We start from the raw sequence: 15,959 nt of genomic DNA, 5'->3' as shown, positions 1-15,959 counted from the left end.
CAACGAGAGTCGTGTACCGAAAGGGGAACAACAATGACCAAGACGATCCTTCAAATCACCACCGCGCTCGCGCTGCTGACCGCAGCCGGCGCAGCCCACGCCGCCGATTGCAAGATCACCGTCGGCCTCGTCATGGAACTGACCGGTCCGGCCGGCGAATACGGCCAGGCCGGCGCCAAATCGGTCGAGATGGCTTTCCGTGACATCAATGACGCCGGTGGCGTGCGCGGCTGCGATCTGGCGACCGATACCCGTGACAGCCAGAGCCAGGGCAACATCGCGGTCGACGCCGCGACGCAGTTGGTTCAGGTGAAGAAGGTGCCGGTCATCATCGGCGGCATCATCTCCTCCGTGTCGATCCCGATCCTGACCTCGGTCACCGCACCGGCCAAGATCGTCCAGGTCTCGCCCGCTTCGTCCTCGCCGACGCTGACGACGCTCGGGCGTGACGGCAAGACCAACGGCATCTTCTTCCGCACCATCACCTCGGATGCACTGCAGGGCGTCGCCGCCGCCAAATACGCCGTCGACAAGGGCTTCAAGAAGCTTGCGATCATCCACGTCAACAACGACTTCGGCGTCAACATGTCGGCGGAATTCTCGCGCGCCTACAAGGCACTCGGCGGCACCATCGTCTCCGACACGCCCTACAACGAAAAGCAGTCGAGCTATGCCTCCGAAGTCACGGCGGCGATGGCCGGCGGGCCGGATGGGCTTTATCTCGTCAGCACGCCCGTCGATGGCGCGACCATCGCTCGCACCTGGATCTCGCAGGGCGGCGTCCAGAAATTCCTGCTCAATGACGGCATGAACAGCCCGGACTTCATCGAGTCCGTCGGCGCCGACTATCTGAAGGATGCCTATGGCACCTCGTCCGGCACCAGCCCGACCGCATCGACCGACTATTTCATGAAGAACTACAAGGCATTCTCCGGCATCGAACCGTCGAACCCGGCGGCCGACCGTTCCTATGATGCCGGCGCCATTGTCGGGCTGGCCATCGCCATTGCCGGCTCCGAGGATCCGGCCAAGATCAAGGACGCGATGTACAAGGCGGTCGATCCCGCCGGCACGCCGATCTTTGCCGGCAAGGAGGAGTTCGCCAAGGCGCTCGGCCTGATCAAGGACGGCAAGCCGATCCGCTACGAAGGCGTCATCGGCCCGGTCGCCTTCGACAAGTACGGCGACATTACCGGCCCGTTCCGCCTCTGGAAGATCACCGACGGCAAGGTGACCACTGACGGCGAAATGACGACGGATGACGTCAACGCCCTGCAGGCGAAGCTTCAGTAAAGCGCCTCATACTGTCGGCGTCGATCCCTGTATTATCGGGATCGACGCCGACAACGAGAGCTGCCGGCAACATCCAGGGGCAAGCATAATAATCGGCGATGCGATCGATGGTCCCATCGGCTGCCTGGATTCGAACCGGGTAGGCGGGCTTCCAAACGTCGTCGTCGTTTCGATGAAGAACGAGCAAAAGCGCCTCGCCATCGACCTCGCCAACCACCATCTTCCAGGTCGCCTTGCCCTTTTCATATTCGACAAAATAGGGCGATTCCGACAGCTGGCCTCGGAAACAATCCGAGACCCGCAGCTGTGCATCGGCGCTGGTCAGTGCCCGCACGCCGTCCCAGTCGCGGCGATTGAAGAGTTCGACATAGCGACTGAGCAGTTTCGAAAGTTCAGGATCGCGCTCGGGCGCCGAATCCGCAAGCGGCTCCGCTGGCAACGCCGCCAGCTTCGACCGTCCACGGCTCAACGCCGCCTTGACGCCGCCCACCGTCGAATCGACGAGGTCGGCGATCTCTTCCAGCGAATAATCGAAGACATCCTTGAGCAGAACGCAGGCGCGCTCCTTGGGCGGCAGGTGGATCACCAGCCGTTCGATCGCGCGCTCGGCACCCTGGCCAGCCGGCTCGACGGGCAAGATGATCTCATCCTCGGCAAAATTGGCTTCCGCCCGCTCGCGCGCCTGCCGGCTGCGCAGGAAATCGATGCAGCGATTGTGCGCAATGCGAAACAGCCAGGGGCGAAGGGCGCCGGGATCATCGAGCTTCTCGATCTTCCGGTAGGCCTCGAACAGCGCTTCCTGCATCACGTCTTCAGCGTCGAGCGTGGAACCCGTCATGCGTGCGCAGTAGCGATGCAGTCGCACGCGCAAATGCGCGACCGTCGCCAGGAAGGCGGCGTAACGGACGTCGAAAAGCCCGGTGGGTTCGTATCTCTGTTGCATCGTCATGGCATCAGAACACTCCCGCAGAGAGTACGCACGCCCGGCGCGGCTCCGCCATCTTACATCAGCCTGATGTCATCGGGAGTCCGATCGAAGCGATCGTGCCTGCCGTCAACATACATCACCGGGGCGGCCGCCAACTCGTCCGGGTCGACATCGTCAAGCGCCGCCATCGGAATGGCATAGACGACGCCACCAAGGGCCGGGATATCGCCTCGTGCCGGCATCCGGGTCCCACACGTCGAGCAGAAATGATACTGGATGCTGGGACCTTCTCTGCCAGGCGGCGTCCATTGGTATTCAGTCTGCGATTGCGCTCCCGATACGAGACGGAAGTTTTGTGGCGCGACGAACCCGATCCAGGAGCGCGTCTTGGTGCACGTCGAACAATTGCATTTGACGGTGCCTTGGCTGATGTCGATATCGGCCTCGAACCGGACTTTGCCGCAGTGGCAGCTCCCTGTATGAGTTTTCAGCATTGCCTTCTCCACGATCACGGGCCGGAACATGTCGCCGGCTGCAATCAAGACGTACGGCGTCAGAAAAAGGATACGTGCCGCCCGATGGATTTCGGCGTCGGCGCTTGATGCTCCCGATCTTGGGCACGCGCCGAAAGACGTTGCGCTAATACAAAGGCTTGGTCATGTGCCGGGGCGTCGGCCACTCCTTTGTGTTTCCGGGCTGCACCGGTCGCTCGAGATAGGTCGACAGAACCACGTAGCTTCTGGTCGAGACGACGCCAGGCGTCTCGTAAAGCCGGGCCAACAGGCCTTCGAGTGCCCTTGTGTCCTCGGTGCGGACCTTCAGCAGCATGCAGGAATCGCCGGCCACCGAATGGATCTCCTCGACTTCCGGATGCTCGGAAATCGCCATCAGTTCGGGAGTCTTTCCCCAGCCCCTGGTGTCGACATGCACGAAGGCAAGCAGTGGTTTGCGCACGGCCTTGGGATCGACGAGTGCGACGGTGCCGCGGATGGCGCCGCTGCGCCGAAGCCGCTTGACCCTTTCATGGGCCGCCGGCGGCGAAAGGCCGACGCGATCGCCGAGTTCGGCGTAGCTGATCGTGGCATCATCGACCAGGACGCCTAATATCTTTCGGTCTATCGCGTCGAGATCACGGGCCGCAGGCTTGTTCTGCTGAATGCCATCTGTTTCTTCATCCATCCGAGGATTTCCAATTGCCGCCGAATTGAATTCGGTCACTATGGCAATATGTCGAACACTGATCAATCAGCAACATTGGCATCAGCCGTGGTCCCGCCCATTCCGGCACTCGCCTATCTGCTTACCGGATGCATCGCCGTGATCGGCTCCAACTCGCTGGTGCTCGGCCCGATAGCACCGGCTGTTGCCACTTCTTTTTCGACAACCGTGCCGATGGTCATGATTGCTTCAGCCGCCTTCGGCCTCGGCACTTCAGCCAGTGCCCTGTTTCTGGCCCGCTATATCGATCGGGTCGGCGCCCGCCGGATGCTTCAGGGCGCATTGCTGCTCCTGGCGCTGGCGCTTGTCGCCAGTGCGGCGGCGCCCACGGTGATGGCACTGGTCGCGGCGCAGCTTGTCGCCGGCATAGCCGCAGGTGTCGCCATGCCGGCGATCTACGCCAGCGCGGCGGCGATCGCGCCGCCCGGACGGGAAAGCGGAACGATCGGCGTCGTGCTGACCGGGTGGACGCTGAGCATGGTGGCCGGGGTTTCGCTGTCGGCGGTGCTTGCGGATCTGGTGCATTGGCGCGCGGTGTTCGCGGCGGTTGCCATTCTTGCGGTTCTCGCGCTGTGCGGACTGGCCATGACATCGCTCAGCGACGCCAGGAAAAGCGGTCCGGCGCCGACACCGCTCGACGCGCTGCGCGTCCCAGGCATTGTACCGCTTTTGGTCGCCTGCGCCGCATTCATGACCGCGTTCTACGGCGTCTATGCCTATCTTGGCGATCATCTGCACACCGGGTTGGGTCGACCGGTCAGTGCCAACGGCTTGGCGGCCCTTGCCTACGGCATCGGCTTTGGCACGGCGGCCCTTCTCGATGGCATCATCGATCGCATCGGCGCGCGCCGGGTCATGCCGTTCGCCTATCTGCTCGTCGCGATCGTCTATCTGGCGATTGCCGCCGCAAGCGACAGCTTTGGCTTGACCATGGCTGTTGTCGCGGCCTGGGGCCTTGCCAATCATTTTGGGCTGAATGTGCTGGTGACATGCCTGACAGCGCTCGATCCCGCGCGGCGCGGCACCGTCATGGGCCTGAACAGCGCGGTGACCTATCTGGCGGTGTTCATCGGCACCACCGGCTTCGGGCCGATCTATTCCAGCCTGGGATTTGCCGCTTCGGCAATGGTCGCCGCACTGCTGATGCTGATCGCCGCCGCCGCTGCGGCGTGGCCTTCCGCTCAGGCCGCGCGGGTTTAGGCAACGCAACAAAGCTTGCTTCCTTGTCTGGTCCTTCGCTACACGCTCAGGAGATATTCATCCCCAGCGGGACCCGGCCATGAACACGATCCTCGCAACGACCGCCGATCCACGGCCGGAAGAACTGGCCTTTCTTGGCGAGCGCCTCACCGCGTTCAATGACAGTGACGTCGGCACGTCCGGGAGAAAACCGCTCGCCGTGTTCGTTCGCGACGAGGATGGCGCGGTGGTTGCCGGTATTTCGGGATACACCGCCTGGGGCTGGCTTTACGTGCAATGGCTCTGGGTCGACGAGCGCCTGCGCGGCCAGCACATGGCAGGCAGGATGCTCGACGCTGCCGAGCAGGAAGCCGCTGCGCGCGGCTGTAAAAACGCCTGGATCGACACGTTCAGCCCGAAGGCCGCCAAGGTCTATGAACGCCAGGGCTATCGGCCGTTCGGAACGCTTGCCGATTTCCCCGTCGGTCGCAGCCGCATCTTCCTGCAGAAGAAGCTGGCGGATTAACCCGCCAGCCGCCCGCCGCGCATGGGTTGCGGCACGCCGGTCGTCGACGGAAAACTGATCGGCAAGCCCCTGAGCACGCGAACCGCGAGGAAGGCGAAGCATTCGGCTTCCACCGCGTCGCCTTTCCAGCCCAGCGTTTCTGCCTGCACGGCGTCGACACCGGCGCGGCTGGCAAGCATCTCCATCATCATCGGATTGTGGCGGCCGCCGCCGCTAACCACCAGCTTTTTCGGCCTGTGCGGCAGCAGGTTGAGCGCCTTGCCGACGGCGGATGCCGTGAACGCCGTCAGCAGCGCCGCGCCATCCTCGGCGTTCATGCCATCCGCCATCGCTGAGCCGAAATCGAAACGGTCGAGCGACTTGGGGTAAGACTTGGTCAGATAGGGGTGCTGCAACAACTTGGCGAGCCGGGCTTCATCGACCTTGCCCGCGCGTGCCAGCGCGCCGTCTCGGTCCATCTCGCCAAGCCCTTTCGACTTGATGAAATCGTTCAAGGGCGCATTGGCGGGGCCGGTATCGAAGGCCACGACATTGTCCTTGCCGTCCCACCAGGTGATGTTGGCGACGCCGCCGAGATTGAGCACGGCGGTATCGCCGCTGGCGTCGGCGTCGCGCAACAGCGCGGCATGGTAGGCGGCGGACAGCGGCGCGCCCTGGCCGCCGGCGCGCATGTCTGCCGAGCGGAAATCATAGGCGACCTTGGTGCCCAGGATGGAATGCATCAGGGCGCCGTCGCCAAGCTGGCGGGTCTGGCCGAGCCGCCCGACCTGCGGCGCGCGATGCAGCACGGTCTGGCCATGGAAGCCGACGACGCCGATATCGGCCATCGTCAGTCCGTAGCTTTCGACGAGATCCTTGACTGCTGTCGATTGCGCGCGTGTCAGTGCCTCTTCTGCTTCGCGAAAGATTGCCGGCTCCGGGCCTACGAAATTCCAGAGCCTCGCCTGGCGCAGCGTCTCCTCCAGCAGGGTGCGGATCGTTGCGGGGTAGGGCGCCAGCGTGTAGGTGCCGAAATCCGCGATCCGCTCGCCATCGGTCTTGATCAGGGCAACGTCGATATTGCCGTCAAGCACGGTGCCGGTCATCAAGCCGACGGCCCAGATTGGTTCCATTGAGTTCCTAAGCTCCATTGACGAGATCGCCGACCGCCTGGCGAAGCAAAGCGATGCCGCTGTCGAAATGACGTGTCGGATGGATCCGGTTGGTAAGCAAGGTCCATGCCTTGCCCTTGTCGAAGTCGACCCACAGCCCGGTGCCGGTAAAGCCGGTATGGCCGATTGTGCCGGGGCCGCACAAGGCGCCGCCGGACCAGCCCTCATAGGGGTGCTCCCAACCATGGGTGCGCGTGGCGGACAAGCGCGCGCGCATCAGCGCGATCGAACGTTCGGATGCGCCGCTGCCATCCAGCAATCCCCCAGCGAAATCGAGGATCGATGCCGCCGTGCCGAACAGCCCGGCATGGCCAGCACCTTGCAGCGCCGAGCAATTGTCGTCGTGGACTTCCCCCGAGAGCACGCGATGACGCCAGGTGCAGTCTTCGGTCGCTGCGGCGAGTTCAGGCTCCGCGGACCAGGCAAAGCCCGGGCCGGGATCGATGTCGCGGATGGTTTTGCCGGAAAGGCGCTCCAGCGCAAAGCCGAGCAGCATGAAGTTGATGTCGGAATAGACGGGCTCCCGTTTCAGCCATTCGCGCTGCAGGATGAACGCGCGCAGCAGCTCCGGGTCCCGCCCGTAGGTGTAGATCGGCTCGACGGCGGGAAAGGGCGTCTGATGGCCAAGGCACTGGCGGAACGTCACCTTCCGCTCCCAGGCCTCCGGATCATACTGGCGAAGATCCGGCAGCACGGAGACCAGCGGCACATCGAGATCGATGATGCCTTGTTCCGTCAGTGCCAGGATACGCGGCGTCGTGAAGATGACCTTGGTCAGCGATGCCAGGTCGAACCAGATCTCGGCATGCATTGGCCGCATGTTCGGGATGAGTTGCGCCGAGCCGACGGCACGGACGATGCGCTCGCCGTTTCGGTCGACAATGCCGAGCACGCCGCCGGGAATGCGGCCCTCTGTTACTGCAGCTTCGAGTGGTTGGAAAGCGCGATCGAAAAGCGGGGCGAGTTTGGTCAATGCCGGCCTCCTACGGAGAGGCAGCGATCCTTCGCGTCCCCCTCTGTCCTGCCGGACATCTCCCCCTCAAGGGGGGAGATTTGATGTCGCCTGGGCTTTCGCCAATCTCCGACGTTTGAAGGCGAGCGGGACGCCGAGACTGCCGATCTCTCCCCTTGAGGGGGAGATGCCCGGCAGGGCAGAGGGGGGCGCTGTCCCGCCGACCTTGCATAGTTGGAGGCACTACCCATCAACCTTCCACCCTCGCCATATGATCAACCCCAAACTGCTCCCATCTGGCCGGCGCCGGTTCAAACCCCAGCGGCCGAACAAGCGACGTTACCTGCCGCGTATCCAGTTCGAAACGCTCATGCCGCCGGTCGATGGTGGGAACGGCCGCGATGAGCTTCCTGGTGTAGGAATGCCTGGGTTCCGACAGCACCGAGGCAGCATCGCCGATCTCGACGATCTGCCCGGCATAGATCACCGCGATCCGGTGGGCGATCCGCTCAACGACAGCCATGTCATGCGAGATGAACAGATAGGCAAGGCCGAACTCGCGCTGCAGGTCGACCAGCAACTCCAATACCTTGGCCTGCACGGAGACATCGAGCGCCGACACTGCTTCGTCGAGCACGACCACCGACGGGTTGAGCATCAGTGCGCGTGCGATGCATAGCCTTTGCCGCTGGCCGCCGGAGAACTCGTGCGGGTAGCGTTCAAGGCTGTTCTTGGGCAGGCCGACGCGTTCCAGCAGCAGGGCCATTTTCGTCCGCGTCCCGGCACCCACTCGGCCGCCGGTGGCGATCACCGGCTCCGCCAGAATGCTCTCGATGCTGAGCCTGGGATTGAGTGAGGCATAGGGGTTCTGGAACACCATCTGCACGGGCAGGGCGCTTTGCTCGACCGAGGCCTTCCGCGCCCCGACCGAGAAGGTGCCGCGCGTCGAGTTCACCAGCCCCAGAACCGCGCGCGCGGTGGTCGATTTGCCCGAACCGCTCTCGCCGACGATGGCCAGCGTCTCGCCCGGCATCAGGTCGAAGTCGACGCCATCGACGGCATGCACCGCGCCTGTCGCATGGCTGAAGAAGCCGCTCTTGAGGGGAAACCTGACCACCAGGCCGTCGACCTTCAAAGCCGGTTCCGTGCTTCCATCCTTGTCGCGTTGTCCGTCCGCGCGCGTCGCCCGGCCACTGGAAAAATGCGGAACGGCGTGCAGCAGGTGCTGCGTGTACGGATGCCGGGGATGGTCGAGGACCTGGTTCAATTCGCCCTGTTCCACCGCCTCCCCGTTCTGCATCACCATCACCTTGTCGGCGATGCCTGCAACCAGGCCGATGTCGTGGGTGATGAAGATCATCGACATGCCGGTTTCCCGCTTCAACTCGGCGAGCAGCGCCATGATCTGCGCCTGCACCGTCACGTCGAGCGCCGTCGTCGGCTCGTCGGCGATGAGCAGGCGCGGATTGCAGGCCAGCGCGATGGCGATCATCACACGCTGCAGCATGCCGCCCGACAGCTGGTTGGGCGTGTATTTCAGTCGCCGCGCCGCATCGGGAATGCGCACGCGGTCGAGCGCATCCTTGGCCGCCGCTGTTGCCTGTCGACCGGTCAGGCCGCGATGGAGGCGAAACGATTCCTCGATCTGCCTGCCTATGGTCAGCACCGGGTTGAGCGAGGTCATCGGCTCCTGGAAGATCATGCCGATCTCGGCGCCGCGGATTTTTGTCAGTTGCGGCTCGGTCGCGGTCAGCAGATCGAACGTGCTCCCGTCGGCGCGTTTCAACTTCATGGAACCGTTGGTGATGCGGCCGCCGCCGAAATCGACGAGACGGTTGATCGACAGCGCGGTGACGGATTTGCCCGAACCGCTCTCGCCGACGATGGCCAGCGTCTCGCCGTCGGCGAGGTCGAAGCTGACTCCGCGAACCACCTCGTTGGCTTGCGGATTGCGGCCGAAACCGACGCGCAGATTCGAGACGGACAGAAGCGGGATCATGCCGCAGCTCTCCGCATCTTCGGGTCGAGGATATCGCGCAAGGCATCGCCAAGCAGATTGAAACCCAGGATGCTGATCATGATCGCCAGCCCTGGAAAGATCATCAGCCAGGGGGCTGTTTCCATCAGGTTGCGGCTGTCGCTCAGCATCAGTCCGAGCGATGCGGCCGGCGGCTGGATGCCGAGGCCGAGAAAGCTCAGGCCCGCTTCGGTCAATAGTGCCCAGGCCAGTGCCAGCGTGACCTGAACGGTCAGCGGCGCCACCAGGTTGAGCAGCAGATGGCGGGTGACGATGTAGGATGAGCTGCTGCCGAAGGTGCGGGCCGCGTCGACGAATTCACGCGCCTTGAGCGACAGGGCAGGGCCGCGCACGACCCGCGTGAAGATCGGCGTGTAGACGATGGTAATGGCAACGACACTGGTCCATGTGCCCGGTCCGGCAACGGCCACGATCAGCAGCGCCAGGAGGATTGCCGGGAAGGCCAGCAGCACATCCATGACGCGCATCACGACGCCGTCCCAGCGCCGTCCGAACCAAGCGGCGGCCAGCCCCAGTGCTGTGCCGGCGAGCGATGCAAAGGCCACCGAGAAGAAGGCAACGGTAAAAGACTGGCCAACGCCCGCCATCAGCCGGCTTGCCACATCGCGGCCGAACAGGTCCGTGCCCATCCAGTAGGCGCCGTTGGGCGCATGCAGCCGGTCCACCCGGAACTGTGCCAGCGGATTGTGTGGCGTCAGCCCGAGCATGCCGAGCGCCGCGATGATCAGATAGAGCCCGACGATGACGCCGCCGATACGGCCGCTGGGATGCGCGAAGATGGCCCGAAAGATTCGCATCAACGCTCCCCCAGCCGAATGCGCGGATCGAGCGCGACATAGGCGAGGTCGACCAGGAGATTGACGATCATGAAGTTGAAGGCGATGAACAGCACGCTGCCCTGCACCAGCGCGTAGTCGCGCTGCAGGATCGCGTCGAGCACCATGCGCCCGAGACCCGGCAGCGCATAGATCTGCTCGACGATGACGGCGCCGCCCAGCAGGTAGCCGAACTCGATGCCGCTGAGCGTGACCACGGGGATCAGCGCATTGGGCAGAGCATGACGCCAGATGACGCTGCGCGCCGAGGCCCCCTTGCTGCGCGCGGTCCGGACATAGTCGTCGCTGAGAACGTCGAGCATGGCCGAGCGCGATATGCGGGTGACCGAGGCGGCGAAGGCAAATCCGAGCGTGATCGCCGGCAGGATCAACTGGCTGAGATTGCGCAGCGGATCCTGCCAGAGCGGCGCGAACTGGCCCATCGCCGGCAACACGCCGAAGCCGGCCGACAATGCGTAGATGATCAATAGCGCAAGGACGAAGTTGGGCGTCGATTGGCCGATCATGGCGACAACGCGCACGACCAGATCGGAGGGCTTCTCGTTGTGCGTGGCGGCGAAAACCCCGGCGGGCACGCCGACCGCAAGCGCGATGATCATCGACAGCAGTGCGAGTTCGAGCGTGAGCGGGAAGCGTTCCAGGATGACGTCGAGCACCGGCCTGCCATAGGTCACCGATATGCCGAGATTGCCGTGCAGGATGCCAAGCAGCCAGCGCCCATACTGGATGAACCAGGGCTGGTCGATGCCGAAATAAGCAGCAAGTGAATCCCGCTGCGCCGGCGTCAGCAGCCCGGCCTCGGTGCCCAGCATTGCCGTGATCGAGTCGCCCGGCACCATCCGGATCGCCACGAACACGACAATGGAGACACCAAGCAGGACAAGAGGGAAGGTCGATAGCCGTCGCATCAGATAGTTCACGCGAAGAACACCTCTCGCCCTGCTTCTACGTCGGCGGCTTCTATTGCCCGATCGTGACCTTGCCCAGGCTGAACAGGGTGCCGGTCGGCGTCGGGACAAATCCCGCCACGTTCTTCTGCTGGGCCGTGTAGCTGTAGGATGTGTAGAGCCAGATCCAGGGCGAGACCTCGGCGAGATGCTTCTCGAACTCGGCGAAGATCACCTTGCGTTTCGCCGGATCGGTTTCGGCGCGACCCCGCTGCATCTGGCTGTCGAGCGTGTCGTCGATATAGTTCGCCACCTTCTGCAGGTTGCCGGCCTTGGTCCAGTAGCGATTGTACATGGTGTAGGGGTCGGCCCTGCCGCCGTTCAAGGCGATGGCCATGTCGAAGTCACCCTTCAGCCAGGCATCGACATAGACGTTGAGCTCCATCATCTTGATGTCGAGCTTGACGCCGATTTCGGCCAGTTGCGACTGGATGACCTGCGCTTCCGCCGCCGCCGTCGGCGGCTCGCCGGTGGCGCCGATCACGGTCGCCGAAAAGCCATCGGCATAGCCTGCCTCTTTCATCAGCGCCTTCGCCTTCTCGACGTCGCGCTTGTAGCAGAAGAGCTGGCTCGGATCGGTTGCCATCGCCGGAATGGTCAGCGGACCCGTGACCTTGCCTTCGCCGAGCGAAGCAGTGTCCAGCACTTCCTGCCGGTCGATGGCGCAGGAGATCGCCTGCCGCACCTTGAGCTCGGTCATCGGCTTGCGCGATGGATTGAGCTGCAGCACGTGATAGGAAAGCACCGGCACGCGGTTGAGCTGCAGGCTGGCTTCCTTCGGAACCAGCGTGGCGACAAGCGGATCGTTCAGCAGCGCGAAGTCGATCTGCTTGGTGCGCAGTGCCGCCAGGATCGCCGTTTCGTCCGGCAGCACGCTGATCTCGATGCCGTCGACGCCCGTCGGGCCTCCGGCCCAATCCTTGTTGGCGCTCAGCACTTCCTTGGCGTTGGGGTCCCATTTGTCGAGCTTGAAGGGACCGGAGCCGATCGCCGCCGTGCCGATGGTGCCGGCCTTGATCTCGCTTGCCGGAACGATCGCCGCGTTCACGTCGCTCATCGCCGTCAGGATCGGAACATCCGGCTGCGACAGATGAAAGACCACGGTGGCCGGATCCGGCGTATCGATGCTGGCGATCGACAGGAAGTTGGCGCGGGCGGCGGCGCTCGTCTTCTCATCGAGGATGCGCTCGAACGATGCCTTGACGTCGGCCGAGGTCACCGCTGCGCCGCCCTGGAATTTTGCTTTCGGGTCGAGCTTGAACGTCAGCGCCTTGCCGTCCTTCGAGAATTCCCAGGACGTGGCGATGGCCGGCACGATCTGCAGGCTGGCGTCGACCCGAACCAGCGGCTCATAGATCAGTTCCAGCAGGCGAAGCGACGAGAAGGCTGTCTGCTTGTGCGGATCAAGCCCCGTGGCGTCCTGCGCCCACGCCATATGCAGCGTCGCGGCATTCGCCTGCGTCGAAATCGTCGCCACACCCAGCATGGCCGCGAGCGTGATGCCGGAAAGTAGTTTCCTGGTAAGATGCTGTCCCATTGTCGTCTCCCATTATGATTGAATGCCTTGCAGTTTCTCCGGACCGCTTCAAAGGCACACGCACCTTTGAGTATCGGCCCAGTGCTTGTGCGGCCTCACGCCGTCTTGTCACTGATCGCCTTGCGCAGGAAACCTCCTGCCTCGCGAAGGGCCTCGCGCGCCTCGTCGATGCCCATGCCCGTGATCACCACCAATATCGCCAGCTTCACGTCATTACCGGTCTTGTCGAGCGCCTGCCGTGCCTTCGGCGCCGAGCAGCCGGTCGTCTCCATGACAATCCGGATGGCCCGGGCGACAAGCTTCTTGTTCGATGGATTAAGGTCGACCATCAGGTTCTGGTAGCTCTTGCCGATGCGGATCATGCTGGCGGTCGTCAGCATGTTGAGCACCAGTTTCTGAGCGGTTCCCGATTTCAGCCGCGTCGAGCCGGTGAGGACCTCGGGGCCGACGACCGGCGAGATGGCGATATCGGCGATGCCGGCAATGGTCGATGCCGGATTGCAGGAAAGTGCCACCGTCGTCGCCCCTACCTGTCTTGCGTAGTTCAGGCCGCCGATGACATAGGGCGTGCGCCCGCTGACCGCGATGCCGACCACCACATCGTCGGCGGTCAGCTTGATGTCGCGCAATGCCCGCGCGCCCTGCCTGGGGTCGTCTTCCACGCCTTCCGCCGCCCGCACCAGGGCCTCGGCGCCGCCGGCGATCAGGCCCACAACCATGTCCTCGGGCACACCGAAGGTCGGCGGACATTCCGAGGCATCGAGAACACCGAGCCGACCGCTGGTGCCGGCGCCGAGATAGATCAGCCGCGCGCCTTTCTGAAAGGCGGCGACGATGCGGTCGACGGCCTCAGCGATCTGCGGGATAACCTTCTCCACGGCCAGGGGAACGGCCCGGTCCTCGTCATTGATCTTGCGCAAGACATCGAGGGTTGGCAGCAGGTCGATGTCCATCGTGTTCGGGTTCCGATCCTCGGAAACCAGCTGTTCCAACTCAGACATCAACCCTTGTTCGGTCATCGGGCTGCTTTCAAAAATTGCCATGTCGTGAACAGGAAAGATGGGCGCTACACGAAGCATCAAGTGCTGACGCTGGCCTTCGCCATCAGTTCCATTCTGTTAACTTTTTAGAATTCCATATTCTCAATGTCAACGAAGGATTGGAATAAAATATTCCTACCCTTGCCAAGCGCTAGCGACAAACAGATGATTTCCTGGCCAGGATGATCGCGCCGGAAACGGCATCGCCGTCAGCGGGCTTCAGACGCCGCCGGACGTCCGGGGAAAGCCACGGTTCGAGTGGGCTGGAGAGGCCTCCGAGCAAGGTCACCCGGGGTGCGCCCTGCTCAAAGAGCACGCGCACGAATGTGTCGATCTGCTCGGCCGCGCTCTGCACGATGCGCCGCCCGACCGGATCGCCCTGGTCGGCGTGGCGCATCACCATCGGCGCCAAGGCGGCATAGTCGGTCGCCGTCGCCCGGTCCATCCACGCCACCGCCTCCATGGGATCATTCTGGAACCGTTGCATGACTTCGGCCAGCAAAGCCGTCCGCTCGTGCCGGCCGTCATGGGCACGCAAGGCGAGTTGCACGACCTTCAGTCCGAGATCGGCGCCGCTGCCTTCGTCGGAGATCGGAAAGCCATAGCCGCCGACGCGCAGGTCGCGTCCCTCGACGAAGCCGAGGCCGATCGAGCCTGTGCCGGCGATGACGATGGCGCCGTCCAGGCCGGAGTGGGCGCCAAGGCAGGCGCCGACGCCATCGCTGACGAAGTCGATGCTGGCAAAGGGATGGGCGATCGCCCGAAGCGCTTCCAGCGCGCCCTTGCGCCCGATGCCGGCAAGGCCGACCCCGGCCCGGATCCGGGCCGTGTCCGCCGTGCCGAAACCTGCTTCCTCGATCGCGGCTCTGTAGGCTCTGGAAATCGATGCCCATGCCTCGTCGATGCCGAGCCGCGTCGTTGCCGGCCCCGAAAGGCCTTGCCCCAGCACGGCTCCAGCCTCGTCCTCGATGCGGGCACGGCAGCCGGTCCCGCCGCCATCGACACCGAGGAAAAAAGGGCCGGCCGCGCTCATGCGCTGATCCGCTCGATCTGGGCGCCGCAAAGACGCAGCTTGCGGTCCAGTTGTTCATAGCCGCGGTCGAGGTGATAGACCCGGTTGATGACGGTTTCGCCCTCGGACACCAGTGCGGCCAGCACCAGCGACACCGACGCGCGCAGATCGGTGGCCATCACCTGCGCGCCCCGCAGTTTCTCGCCGCCGCGCACCAGCGCCATGGTTCCCTGAAGCTTGATGTTGGCGCCGAGCCGCATCAGCTCGGGCACATGCATGAAGCGGTTCTCGAAGATCGTCTCGCGCAACAGCGAAGCGCCGTCGGCGCAGCACATCAGCGCCATGAACTGCGCCTGGAGATCGGTTGGAAAACCCGGATAGGGTTCCGTGGTGACGTCGACTGCCTTGAGCGGGCCGTCCCGCGACACGATGAGCCCACGATCTCCGGGCCAGACCTTGACGCCGGTGGCCTCGAGAAGCTGCACCACGGAAGCCATGTGCTCGAGCCTGGCATGGGTCAGTTCGAGCTGGCCGCCGGTGATCGCGGCGGCAACCGCATAGGTGCCGGCCTCGATCCTGTCTGGGATGATATGATGGCTGGCGGGTCGCCAGTCGGTGCTGCCGGCGATCAGGATGCGATGCGTTCCCGCGCCCTCGATCCTGGCGCCCATGGCGTTGAGGCAGGCGGCGAGATCAGCCACTTCCGGCTCGCGCGCCGCGTTGAGGATTTCGGTTTCGCCCTTCGCGGCGGTCGCGGCCATGACAGCCGTCTCCGTCGCGCCGACTGATGGTGAACTCAGCACGATGCGCGTGCCGGTCAGGCCGTTTGGCGCTGAGGCGACGATCAGCCCATTTTCGATCGCAATGTTGGCGCCAAGCGCGGCGAGCGCGGCGACATGCATGTCGACCGGCCGTGCGCCGATCGCGCAGCCGCCCGGCAGGGAAACCCGCGCATGTCCGAACCGGGCCAGCAAGGGGCCGAGAACCAGCACCGTCGCGCGCATCTTTCTCACCGTGTCGTAAGACGTTTCCTTGGAAACGGCGGCACTGGTGTCGATCGTCGCGGCATGGGGTGAGCGTGTGACTTCGGCGCCATGAAGCGCCACCACGCCCAGCATGTTTCCGACATCGGTGACATCAGGAAGGTTGGTCAGCTCCAGCGGGTAGGGGCTGAGCAGCGCCGCCGCGATCTGCGGCAGCGCGGCGTTCTTGGCGCCGGAAATGGTCACCGCGCCTTGCAGCCTTTGTCCGCCGACGATCCGTAACTTGTCCATGGCTGTGGAACCCGATCTGACGCAGCTG

15 protein-coding genes are annotated in these 15,959 nt (G+C 64.0%); 3 read left to right on the top strand and 12 right to left on the bottom strand.

Annotation, left to right across the window (positions count from 1 at the left end):
- The first annotated feature begins 33 nt into the window (after positions 1–33).
- On the top strand, positions 34–1,293 hold the full coding sequence (locus ABVQ20_RS13995; RefSeq protein WP_354460093.1) for an ABC transporter substrate-binding protein: 1,260 nt from the start codon (positions 34–36) through the stop codon (positions 1,291–1,293).
- Here the strand turns inward: ABVQ20_RS13995 and ABVQ20_RS13990 are convergent.
- The 3 genes from ABVQ20_RS13990 to ABVQ20_RS13980 form a co-directional block, all read right to left on the bottom strand.
- Complete coding sequence (locus tag ABVQ20_RS13990; RefSeq protein WP_354460092.1) at positions 1,265–2,242, bottom strand: sigma-70 family RNA polymerase sigma factor; 978 nt, start codon at positions 2,240–2,242, stop codon at positions 1,265–1,267. The genes ABVQ20_RS13995 and ABVQ20_RS13990 overlap by 29 nt on opposite strands.
- 53 nt (positions 2,243–2,295) lie before the next feature.
- Positions 2,296–2,763 carry a GFA family protein gene (locus tag ABVQ20_RS13985; protein WP_354460091.1) on the bottom strand — a complete coding sequence of 156 codons (468 nt, stop codon included), beginning with the start codon at positions 2,761–2,763 and terminating at the stop codon, positions 2,296–2,298.
- A 97-nt stretch (positions 2,764–2,860) separates the two neighbouring features.
- Entirely contained in the window at positions 2,861–3,400 is a 540-nt protein-coding gene (locus tag ABVQ20_RS13980) for an Lrp/AsnC family transcriptional regulator (RefSeq protein WP_354460090.1), read from the bottom strand.
- A gap of 48 nt (positions 3,401–3,448) precedes the next feature.
- Here ABVQ20_RS13980 and ABVQ20_RS13975 point away from each other — a divergent pair, with 48 nt between their 5' ends.
- Together ABVQ20_RS13975 and ABVQ20_RS13970 are read left to right on the top strand one after the other, a co-directional pair.
- Positions 3,449–4,639, top strand: a complete 1,191-nt coding sequence (locus ABVQ20_RS13975; RefSeq protein WP_354460089.1) for an MFS transporter — start codon at positions 3,449–3,451, stop codon at positions 4,637–4,639.
- Positions 4,640–4,718: 79 nt separating this feature from the next.
- Entirely contained in the window at positions 4,719–5,144 is a 426-nt protein-coding gene (locus ABVQ20_RS13970; RefSeq protein ID WP_354460087.1) for a GNAT family N-acetyltransferase, read from the top strand.
- Here ABVQ20_RS13970 and ABVQ20_RS13965 read toward each other — a convergent pair.
- The 9 genes from ABVQ20_RS13965 to murA form a co-directional block, all read right to left on the bottom strand.
- Positions 5,141–6,256, bottom strand: a complete 1,116-nt coding sequence (locus ABVQ20_RS13965) for an anhydro-N-acetylmuramic acid kinase (RefSeq protein ID WP_354460086.1) — start codon at positions 6,254–6,256, stop codon at positions 5,141–5,143. The genes ABVQ20_RS13970 and ABVQ20_RS13965 overlap by 4 nt on opposite strands.
- A gap of 7 nt (positions 6,257–6,263) precedes the next feature.
- Entirely contained in the window at positions 6,264–7,268 is a 1,005-nt protein-coding gene (locus tag ABVQ20_RS13960) for a serine hydrolase domain-containing protein (protein WP_354460085.1), read from the bottom strand.
- A gap of 229 nt (positions 7,269–7,497) precedes the next feature.
- The gene (locus ABVQ20_RS13955) at positions 7,498–9,246 is read right to left on the bottom strand and encodes an ABC transporter ATP-binding protein (protein WP_354460084.1); all 1,749 of its coding nucleotides are present in this window, start codon (positions 9,244–9,246) and stop codon (positions 7,498–7,500) included.
- A complete protein-coding gene (locus ABVQ20_RS13950) occupies positions 9,243–10,082 on the bottom strand; it encodes an ABC transporter permease (protein WP_354460083.1) in 840 nt (279 codons plus the stop codon). Before ABVQ20_RS13950 ends, ABVQ20_RS13955 begins: the two co-directional genes overlap by 4 nt.
- Positions 10,082–11,041 (bottom strand): ABC transporter permease, encoded by a 960-nt coding sequence (locus tag ABVQ20_RS13945; protein ID WP_354460082.1) that lies wholly within the window; start codon positions 11,039–11,041, stop codon positions 10,082–10,084. The genes ABVQ20_RS13950 and ABVQ20_RS13945 overlap by 1 nt, the downstream gene beginning before the upstream one ends.
- A gap of 40 nt (positions 11,042–11,081) precedes the next feature.
- Complete coding sequence (locus ABVQ20_RS13940) at positions 11,082–12,605, bottom strand: ABC transporter substrate-binding protein (protein ID WP_354460081.1); 1,524 nt, start codon at positions 12,603–12,605, stop codon at positions 11,082–11,084.
- Positions 12,606–12,700: 95 nt separating this feature from the next.
- Positions 12,701–13,624 carry an N-acetylmuramic acid 6-phosphate etherase gene (gene murQ, locus ABVQ20_RS13935; protein WP_354460080.1) on the bottom strand — a complete coding sequence of 308 codons (924 nt, stop codon included), beginning with the start codon at positions 13,622–13,624 and terminating at the stop codon, positions 12,701–12,703.
- 172 nt (positions 13,625–13,796) lie between these two features.
- Positions 13,797–14,678, bottom strand: a complete 882-nt coding sequence (locus ABVQ20_RS13930) for a glucosamine kinase nucleotide-binding domain-containing protein (RefSeq protein ID WP_354460079.1) — start codon at positions 14,676–14,678, stop codon at positions 13,797–13,799.
- Positions 14,675–15,931: a UDP-N-acetylglucosamine 1-carboxyvinyltransferase gene (gene murA, locus ABVQ20_RS13925; RefSeq protein ID WP_354460078.1), complete on the bottom strand. Its 1,257-nt coding sequence runs from the start codon at positions 15,929–15,931 to the stop codon at positions 14,675–14,677. The genes ABVQ20_RS13930 and murA overlap by 4 nt, the downstream gene beginning before the upstream one ends.
- Positions 15,932–15,959 lie beyond the last annotated feature (28 nt).

Origin of the sequence: Mesorhizobium shangrilense (assembly GCF_040537815.1) — a bacterium.
In the GTDB taxonomy this organism is placed as follows: domain Bacteria; phylum Pseudomonadota; class Alphaproteobacteria; order Rhizobiales; family Rhizobiaceae; genus Mesorhizobium; species Mesorhizobium shangrilense.
Note: the sequence above shows the minus strand (reverse complement) of the source record. Positions and strands in the feature narration are given on the sequence as shown.

What these genes read in the sequence shown, in the direction of transcription:
- ABVQ20_RS13940 (WP_354460081.1), bottom strand. Translation starts at nt 12,605, where the DNA reads ATGGGACAGCATCTTACCAGGAAACTACTTTCCGGCATCACGCTCGCG.
- ABVQ20_RS13955 (WP_354460084.1), bottom strand. Translation starts at nt 9,246, where the DNA reads ATGATCCCGCTTCTGTCCGTCTCGAATCTGCGCGTCGGTTTCGGCCGC.
- ABVQ20_RS13965 (WP_354460086.1), bottom strand. Translation starts at nt 6,256, where the DNA reads ATGGAACCAATCTGGGCCGTCGGCTTGATGACCGGCACCGTGCTTGAC.
- ABVQ20_RS13950 (WP_354460083.1), bottom strand. Translation starts at nt 10,082, where the DNA reads ATGCGAATCTTTCGGGCCATCTTCGCGCATCCCAGCGGCCGTATCGGC.
- ABVQ20_RS13970 (WP_354460087.1), top strand. Translation starts at nt 4,719, where the DNA reads ATGAACACGATCCTCGCAACGACCGCCGATCCACGGCCGGAAGAACTG.
- murQ (WP_354460080.1), bottom strand. Translation starts at nt 13,624, where the DNA reads ATGACCGAACAAGGGTTGATGTCTGAGTTGGAACAGCTGGTTTCCGAG.
- ABVQ20_RS13980 (WP_354460090.1), bottom strand. Translation starts at nt 3,400, where the DNA reads ATGGATGAAGAAACAGATGGCATTCAGCAGAACAAGCCTGCGGCCCGT.
- ABVQ20_RS13990 (WP_354460092.1), bottom strand. Translation starts at nt 2,242, where the DNA reads ATGACGATGCAACAGAGATACGAACCCACCGGGCTTTTCGACGTCCGT.
- ABVQ20_RS13975 (WP_354460089.1), top strand. Translation starts at nt 3,449, where the DNA reads ATGTCGAACACTGATCAATCAGCAACATTGGCATCAGCCGTGGTCCCG.
- murA (WP_354460078.1), bottom strand. Translation starts at nt 15,931, where the DNA reads ATGGACAAGTTACGGATCGTCGGCGGACAAAGGCTGCAAGGCGCGGTG.
- ABVQ20_RS13930 (WP_354460079.1), bottom strand. Translation starts at nt 14,678, where the DNA reads ATGAGCGCGGCCGGCCCTTTTTTCCTCGGTGTCGATGGCGGCGGGACC.
- ABVQ20_RS13995 (WP_354460093.1), top strand. Translation starts at nt 34, where the DNA reads ATGACCAAGACGATCCTTCAAATCACCACCGCGCTCGCGCTGCTGACC.